This window comes from Arthrobacter vasquezii, assembly GCF_029455255.1.
GTDB classification, from domain to species: Bacteria; Actinomycetota; Actinomycetes; order Actinomycetales; family Micrococcaceae; genus Arthrobacter_D; species Arthrobacter_D parietis.
The window spans coordinates 47,404-55,657 of sequence record NZ_JAROKN010000017.1 but is presented as its reverse complement, the minus strand read 5'-3'; the positions used below and the strand labels follow the sequence as shown (position 1 = coordinate 55,657).

Genomic DNA, 8,254 nt, shown 5'->3' with positions numbered 1-8,254 from the left:
GCGATGGCCCGCAACGCCGCGCGTAGCCGGGCTTCCTCGAAGCTGACCGCTGGGCGTGACTTGCGCAGCGCGGAACGGTTCTGACCCAGCACCTTGCACGCGAATCTCTCGGACGCCCCGAACTTCTTCACCGCCATGCGCACTGCCCGGCGGCGAGGTTCGGGGCTCAGAATTTTCCCTTAGCCACCTCGTTCAGGATGTCGATGGCCAGTTCCTTCTCGGCCAGCAACCGCTTCAGCCGGGCGTTTTCCTTCTCCAAGTCCTTGACCGCTTTGGTTTGGGCTGCGTTCTGCTCGGAACCGTACTGCTGCAGCCACCGATACCAGGTTGCCTCGGTGACCTGCAGCTCCTTGATGACCTCGATCATCGGCTTGCCGTCATTGAGCATCTTCTGCCCCTGCCGGACCTTCGCGACGACCTGATCCGGGGTATGCCTACGTGCCATAATCTGTGAATTTCCTCCTGCACCCATTATCGGATGCGAAACTCACACAGTCACCGGACTCCTACCCGGGACCCAACCACTGGCGGCAATTGCTAGGCGTCAATCCGCGCGTCGTACCGTAGCTCTCTCGGATGCGAATGTCCTCACCGTGCAGTGTTAGCACGTGACGACATCCGAATCGTATGCGGGTCGCTTGGCTCGACCTCGTGTGGACATGACTAAGTCTCCAGCCAGCCCCTGCACGATTACACAAGGCGCACCACTCGCAAAGATGAGGGCCACTACCTCGCGGTGGTTATGGCGAAGCCCCTGTTGAATCCACGTAGTATGGACTGCGACCCGAACAGGCTTTGCCCGTTTCCCTTTCGCCACTCGGAGTATTGTCGTGAAGCAGCTTTTTCAAACCGTGCGCGACCTACTGCCGCTTCTGCCACAGAACGCCCGTCGTTTCATCATCGTTTTCGGCGCATTGTTGTCGGCGCTGTCACTGCTCGACGCGGTCGCACTCGGCGTATTTGCGCTCGTCATGACCGAGATCCTGGCGGGTGGGGATCTGCAACTTCCGGTCATCGGGACTGTGTCGCAATCCGCAAGCTTGTGGGTTCTCGTCGCGTCAGCATCCCTGATGATAATCAAGTCCATACTGAGCATCTGGCTTCAGTGGGTGTCTACCCGAAAGTTCGCGGAATTCGAACTTGAGATTGGTACTCATTTGTTCGATAGCTATATACGCTCACCCTGGACCGAACGCATGAAAAGGTCTACAGCAGAGCTCGTACGACTCATTGATGTCGGAATTGCAAACACCATCTCGGGAGTCCTCATCCCAGCAGTAACTATTCCGTCGCACCTTTTGACCTTTGCATCTGTACTGGTAATTCTTGTCGTTGCCCAACCTTTCACAGCTCTGATCACGCTCGTCTATCTCGGGTTAATCGCCTCTATCATGTATTTATTCTTGTCTAAGAAGGCGCTGCAGGCTGGCCGGGTGAATCGCGACGCGGCGATGCGGATGTCGAGCCTCGTGTCGGAAATGATCTCGGCGCTCAAGGAGATAACTCTGCGGGACAAGGCACGGCAAGTAGGCGACGTGGTTCTAGCAAGTAGATCTCGGGCCGCACACGCAAGGTCGAATATACGTTTCATGTCGGCCGTACCCCGGTTCGTGGTCGACATGGCGTTGATCGGCGGGTTTCTTCTTGTCGGAGGAGTCTCATTCATTATTGGCGGACTCGAGGGCGCTCTAGCCTCGGTCGCGGTATTCGGCCTGGCTGGGTTCAAAATGGTTCCGTCGCTTACTTCTGTTCAATCACAACTAACACAGTCCCAGTCCACCCTTCCGTACACAAGCGTAGTGATGGACGATATCCGACAGGCCCAAATCTATCGGGCCTCCTTTGAAAACATCGGCTTACAGAAAATTGAGGGTGAGCCCCAAACCTTGCATCTCAACGGGGTCAATTTCACATACCCTGGAGCATCGGAGCCGGCACTACAGAACATCGACTTAGACGTGCCGCTGGGATCCTCGCTGGGAATAGTCGGACAGTCGGGAGCCGGAAAGTCCACGCTCATAGATATCCTTCTGGGCCTGCTTACTCCTTCTGAGGGAACAATGAAGCTCGACGAGACAGACTTGAGGGATGTGCTCGCTGACTGGCGGACCAGGGTCGGCTATGTGCCGCAAGACGTGGCCATTTTCGATGGTTCAATCGCCCAGAATGTGGCTCTGACCTGGACATCAGACTTCGACGAAGACCGCGTTCGGGAAGCCCTACGCAGAGCGCAACTCCTGGAGACAGTGGAGGCAAGAGCGGGCGGCATACATGGTCGCGTAGGCGAACGTGGCCTTGCTCTGTCCGGTGGACAGAGACAACGGCTTGGCATCGCCCGAGCCCTCTATGTGAACCCGCTTGTTTTGGTCCTCGACGAGGCCACCAGTGCCCTTGACACCGCCACCGAAGCCGCGGTAGCTGCTGCGATCCGAGAACTCCACGGCGAGATCACAGTCATTTCAGTGGCCCACAGACTGTCCACTGTCCGACATAGCGATCAAATCTGCTTCATGAAAGCAGGCTCCGTAATCACGAGAGGGACTTTCGAAGAAGTTGTACGGGAGAATAAGGACTTCGCTCAGCAGGCAGCGCTAGCAGGTCTCCACGAAGCGGTTGCGGGCACCGAATCTCATGACGCTACTGCAGTATAGAGAGTAGCTAGTCGTCGAACGTAGGCTCCGGCATCGTAGCGCGGCCGTGCCCAGGCGGCTCCGCCAAGATCAACGCTCATTCTCAACGGGTCAGCCATTGCTTCGACGATCTGCTCGACAACCGCCGAAACGCTTCCTTCCATGACCGGTGGGACTGTTCCGTCGTCGGGCCGTGGAAGGCGCGAACCGAGCGCGGCCATCGGGACTCCCATACTGAGCGCCTCGAATTCACTGGTCGAAAAGTAATTCGAGGCCTGCCCAACCGCCATGTGCGCACGAGCGACCACCCGGTGAAATTCTGATTGCGGCATCCTGGGCAGCAGCTGGACACCGCAACGACGAGCTTCGTTTGCTCCCGGGCCCCAATCCACGCCTACTAACTCGACGCGGTCGCCGACGGCCCTACTCAGTTCAGCGGCTAGCGTCAGCTGTTGGCTGACGCCTTTATCGTCATCCCAGCGAGATACGAAAACTATCCTTGGCGGCTCGCGCTCAGGTCTCCACTGAGGAAGGAGCGCTAGATCGATGACGGATGGCAAGTACTCCGCGTCCGGTCGGGCGGCTACTGCGTCCTGAACATTGTCTGTGTTCGCGTAGAAAACATGCGCCGCTTCGTCAATCGCGCGCTGAATCTGAGTATGGTAGCGCGGGTCCTTCCACTGCCTTCGGATGTCCGATCCATGAAGCGTTAGAACGTAGGGGCGGGTTGGAACACCGCGATCTCGGAGAAGCTTGGCGGAGGTGCCGTAATGAACATGAACCACATCGCAGCGTGAAACTACTTCAATTCGCCGAAGCCAGTAAGGTATGTAAGTCGCTTTCGTCCCGAGCTTGGAATCGGGGACCACTTTGGGTCTTACCTCTTCGGGTGGCAGGTAGCGCCAGTGCAGGTTTACCCGTTCCGCGGCGCTGACTAGGCTACGCGCAACGAATGCGCAATCATTGAAATGAAGCACACGGGGCCTCATCACGTTGGAGATCCTGAGAATAGAGCGTCGATTGCCGAGCCCCATCTCTTCACTTGCTCGGCAGCAGCAAGTCTCTCAGCCGAATCGTGTGCAGCTTGCTTGAAAGAAGAAACGTTCACTGCATTTAGCGAGTCGATGGCTGAGGCAAAACTTGCCGCAGTGAAGTCCTCTGCGACCACTCCCAGTCCTTCTGATTTCAAGAGGTTGGCAGCTTCTGGTGAAGGTCCCATTACGATACCAAGACGCGCCTGCACAAAATCAAAAAATTTGTTCGGTAATGCCCACCTGTGATTGAAATTGACGGGCGGCAACAAAAATACTCCGACGTCATAGGAGTTCAATGTTGCAGGCAGATCTTCGTAAGCGACAGGGGGATGTAGCGTGACATTGGGCATATGCTCGATTCTGCGGCGTAAACCCTCGAAATAGGCACCTTCGTTTTGAGTGAGATATAACGCGAGTGTCGCATTACTCCTGATCGCTGCCATAGCATCAAGCGTTACGTCGAGATGGCGTCCCTGCTTTGCAGCGCCTGAATGGACCAGACGAATTGGATCGCCAACTGGACTCGGAGCGCAGTCCACGAACGGTGCCGCATTAGTCACCACTGCTGCCTCTAACCTGAACTTCCTTCCATACTCCTCCGCAATCCGTGCCCCCACCGTTGTGGTAGACGAAGCAAGTACACCATAGCGGCGCACCATCCAGGACATGAAGGGGCCCAGAAAACATCTCCACCGAAGGACCTCCTCCTTCATACGCGGGCTGTATTCGTGAAGATCCAAGTGGAAGCCCTTCACTGGGGCTATCCAGCTAGCCAGGCCAGCTGTTTCGATGTCGTTTGCTAGTACAGCGTCATATCGTCCTGGCGTCAATGTTGTTCTCAAGTGCGCAATTACTGGATTACTCCAGTACGCGCGCTCGTAAGCATGCGCAATCAAAGAGCGTTTATGGAAATGCCACGCAACTAGCGCAGAAGGAATTTCGACATGATCTTCCACTCCATCTGGCGCCGATCCATATCCACAGGTTGTTACCCGATATCTGTCTTTGAGTAGCTGTACCTGCTTGAGCACCCTCGCATCGGAGCGGATTGGAGAGAAGGACAGGATCAACAGACGCGGAGATTGCATGATCCCATTATGGCAGCGGCGGGGTGCCTGCAGATTCAAGGTGAGTGGCGGGTTACGCTCGCGCCAAAGCTGCTCTGTAGACAGAGGAGAATTGTGCTGAAACCGCTTCTATGCTGTAGTTCTGACGGATGGACGACGCCATGTGTTTCGCCTCCACGTTTCGGAATCGCGATGACGCTTCAAGCACTGCCGTTCCCAGCGTCTCCGCACTGGCATCTTCAACCAGTATGCTGTTTTCCTCCGTTAGAAAATCTCCCAGTCCGGGGAGTCTGCAGATCACCACTCCTCGGCCGGCTCCGATGGCCTCGGCCGCGGAAGCGAAGAAAGTTTCATGTGAAGACGGCAGGAGGAACAGGTCAGCCGCTTGCAGATACATGGGCACCTGATCAGGTTGAACTGCCCCAACAAATCGCACTGAGTGCTCCAGTCCTTTTTCGCCAAGCCGCTTCTGGCAGGCAAGTCTCAGTGGCCCGTCACCCACCCAGGTAAGCTGCGCGGCAAGGCCGCGTTCGTGCAGCCATTCGATGGTATCTATGGCTGCGAATGGCCGTTTTCGCTGAGCGACTGCGCCCACTGCGACCAATTTCACGGGCGACCCGAACCTCGGCTCACTCGGACCCTCAACGCAACGCACCACACACGGGACGACGGTCACCGCACCCGGCCGAGCGAAGGGGCGGATCGCTTCCACCAGCGCTTTCCCAACGCCGGTGACCTGATGCGGAAGTACATAAACGCGCCGTAGCCAGGACAGACTCTTCCACAGAGGCGAGACACTTGCAGGATCAAGTGCGCCAGTCCAATGCTCTGTATGGACCCATGCTGGCTCTCTTGCCGTCGTGCAACGCGCGAGCCATGGCACCATGACAGCCAGGATGGAAGAGAAAGCCATGGTGTGGATCAGGTCAGGCCAAGCCATCTCACGGAAGAGTGTCAACTGGTTGAGCATGGCACTGAACGGGCGGTATGGCGAAAGGAACATCCGCCGAACCGGCACGCCTTGCCATACCGCACTGCGTGCCTGATCGAATCCGACTTCCCTCGACCTGTCATTGCTAAGTCTTATATGCAGCACACGCACTGTGTGCCCCGCGTGTTGTAGCGCACGCACATGGTCCAAGTTGAATGGAGCTTCGGAGGGATTGTGATCGCCGGGGAACCAGGTCGTTATGACCAGAACTTTCATCGCATCCTACCTAGACAAGCGCTGAGGCAACCATAAAACGCGGAGGGGCCTCCCTATGAAGTATGTACCGGACATCGCGTGGCGCCCACGTTCGTGGCTGCTTGAAGCGGCGGCGAGCAGCACACAATTCTGCCATGGCGGTAGGATCAGCCAACCCGCTTGCTATAGCGTCGACCAGGGTTCGATCAGCAATCGAAAGCGGCTTCAGTGCCCGGGGTGCGGCACTGAGCAGCGTCTGCAGTACTGTCTCCGCTTGAGTCGCTTGGCGTCGGTCCCAGGCGCCTGAAGCCGCTCTCATACCGACGTGAGAAAACAAATGGACTCTGATCAATTTTGTCACGATCGCATGTCTACTCCTCCCAGACAACTTATGGAACCACGGGTCTTTCATCAGCTCGGTGACAAAGAGGAGATCCGCCTCAAGATCCTTCAAAGTGAAGGTCACGCGTTCAGTCGCGTCATCGTGCACGAGATACCGAGGCAATCCGCGCCCGTAGGTGATCGATAAATTTGAGAACCATAGCCGTGCCGAAACCGCCTGATCTGATCCGTTCGCCATATTCATTGGAAATCGCAAGTCGAGTTCCTCGATAAGTTCTCGACGAATCAGGCCGAGCGGGGCAGTCCTGTAAGCAAGCCGATCCGACACCGGGTCCAGATGCTTTCGTCTGGACCACCGAACGACCGGCGTGTGAATCGAGGCTCCGCCGAAATGTGCTTCAGGAGCGATCAGCACATCAGTATTGGTTGACTCGGCTTCGAACAACCACCGCCTTAACGCGTCTGCTTCCAAAGTGTCATCACTTCCCATGATCATGACCCAAGAAGCGGTTGAGCTGCTGAATCCAAGGTTGAAAGGACCGGCTGGACTCTTGTTCCCATCCTCAAGATGTAGGAATCGAACGTGCGCTCCAGATGAAGCCTCAATCTTTCGTCGAATAGGATCAACAGCGGTGTTATGGCAGACCACCGTTATGCGACACTCAGCGTTCTCGCCAATTTCAAGTCCGCTCGATTCGAGCGAGCTGACTGCCCGCTCAATCTGCCTATCTGGTGTGTGCACTGGGATAATTACATCCACGAGCGGCGTAGTCCTGTGCTGAGTAATCACCGGATAAGGCTAGCGCACTGCTCCAACTTGGTTGCCTTCCGCGCACGTCTCCTAGCTGCCAGGGGACATCGAACTATCGAGTGAACGCAATGGCGAAGGTCCGGCGGCCGTCCACGAAGTCGAGTAATCTGATCCCATGCAAATCCTCAGCGTCGTCGGCGCGCGCCCCCAGTTCGTGAAGCTGGCGCCTATTGCCTCAGCACTTCGAGGCAAAGCGGATCACGTCATCGCCCATACCGGTCAGCATTACGACGAACTGATGTCGGACGTGTTCTTTCAAGACCTCGGCATACCTGCGCCGGACTACAATCTTGCCGTCGGATCGGGCCCGCACGGTCAGCAAACAGGGACAATGCTTGCCGGGCTCGAGCGAGTTTTTGATCAAGTAAGACCGGACTGGGTTCTTGTCTACGGTGATACGAACTCGACCCTGGCCGCGGCAATCGCTGCCGCAAAGATGCACATCCCAGTCGCACACCTTGAGGCTGGCTTACGCTCCTTCAACCGTCGGATGCCGGAGGAACACAACCGCGTGCTCACCGATCACGCCGCCGATCTCCTTCTTGCCCCCACCGAAGTCGCGATGAAACATCTAACTAATGAGGGACTGGCTGGGCGCAGCGTCCTGGTTGGCGATGTCATGACCGACGTTCTATACCTGACGAGAGACGCTATTGCAGCAAAACAACAGTCTCTCCCTCTCGGACTCAGCCTTCGCGGCTACTACGTCAGCACTATCCATCGTCCGGACAACACGGACGATGCGAATCGCCTCACCTGCATAGTCGAACAGCTCGCGGCGCTAGACAAACCCGTTCTCCTGCTTGCTCACCCACGCCTACGCGCAATGGCGTCGCAGCATGAGATCAATCTTTCGCAGGGCTCGATCAAGCCGATTGATCCCCTGGCGTACCCAGAACTCATCAGTGCCGTCCAACACTCAGCCGGCGTCGTGACAGATTCCGGGGGCCTGCAAAAGGAGGCGTTTCTCCTCAGAGTTCCTTGCACGACAGTACGTCCGGAAACCGAGTGGGTTGAAACGGTCGAGCTTGGATGGAACGTGCTTGTCTCGGAAGATCTCACTCAGCTAGGCCCAGCCGTTACACGACGACCGCCCGATCCTACCGCTGCAACTCCTTACGGTTCGGGAGAAGCCGCTGCAGCCGTCGTGCACGCGCTACTCACTTGACCTCAGCAAAAGGAAT

At 56.8% G+C, this 8,254-nt stretch carries 6 protein-coding genes and 1 pseudogene; 2 read left to right on the top strand and 5 right to left on the bottom strand.

Going from position 1 to position 8,254, the window contains the following annotated elements; translation table 11 throughout:
* A pseudogene (locus P4U43_RS08630) lies at positions 1–445 on the bottom strand (transposase); the annotation flags it as partial.
* 385 nt (positions 446–830) lie between these two features.
* On the opposite strand from P4U43_RS08630, the gene P4U43_RS08625 reads away from it, so the two are divergent.
* Positions 831–2,651 carry an ABC transporter ATP-binding protein gene (locus P4U43_RS08625; RefSeq protein ID WP_277358369.1) on the top strand — a complete coding sequence of 607 codons (1,821 nt, stop codon included), beginning with the start codon at positions 831–833 and terminating at the stop codon, positions 2,649–2,651.
* On the opposite strand, the gene P4U43_RS08620 is transcribed toward P4U43_RS08625, so the two are convergent.
* From P4U43_RS08620 to P4U43_RS08605, 4 genes are all read right to left on the bottom strand, one after another.
* Positions 2,630–2,962, bottom strand: a complete 333-nt coding sequence (locus tag P4U43_RS08620; RefSeq protein ID WP_277358368.1) for a glycosyltransferase — start codon at positions 2,960–2,962, stop codon at positions 2,630–2,632. The genes P4U43_RS08625 and P4U43_RS08620 overlap by 22 nt on opposite strands.
* A 656-nt stretch (positions 2,963–3,618) precedes the next feature.
* Positions 3,619–4,752 carry a glycosyltransferase family protein gene (locus tag P4U43_RS08615; RefSeq protein WP_277358367.1) on the bottom strand — a complete coding sequence of 378 codons (1,134 nt, stop codon included), beginning with the start codon at positions 4,750–4,752 and terminating at the stop codon, positions 3,619–3,621.
* Between the two features lie 52 nt (positions 4,753–4,804).
* Entirely contained in the window at positions 4,805–5,938 is a 1,134-nt protein-coding gene (locus P4U43_RS08610; RefSeq protein ID WP_277358366.1) for a glycosyltransferase, read from the bottom strand.
* A gap of 10 nt (positions 5,939–5,948) precedes the next feature.
* Positions 5,949–7,001 (bottom strand): glycosyltransferase family 2 protein, encoded by a 1,053-nt coding sequence (locus P4U43_RS08605; RefSeq protein WP_404800717.1) that lies wholly within the window; start codon positions 6,999–7,001, stop codon positions 5,949–5,951.
* 184 nt (positions 7,002–7,185) lie between these two features.
* Here P4U43_RS08605 and wecB point away from each other — a divergent pair, with 184 nt between their 5' ends.
* Entirely contained in the window at positions 7,186–8,238 is a 1,053-nt protein-coding gene (gene wecB / locus P4U43_RS08600; RefSeq protein WP_277358365.1) for a non-hydrolyzing UDP-N-acetylglucosamine 2-epimerase, read from the top strand.
* The last annotated feature ends 16 nt before the right edge of the window (positions 8,239–8,254 follow it).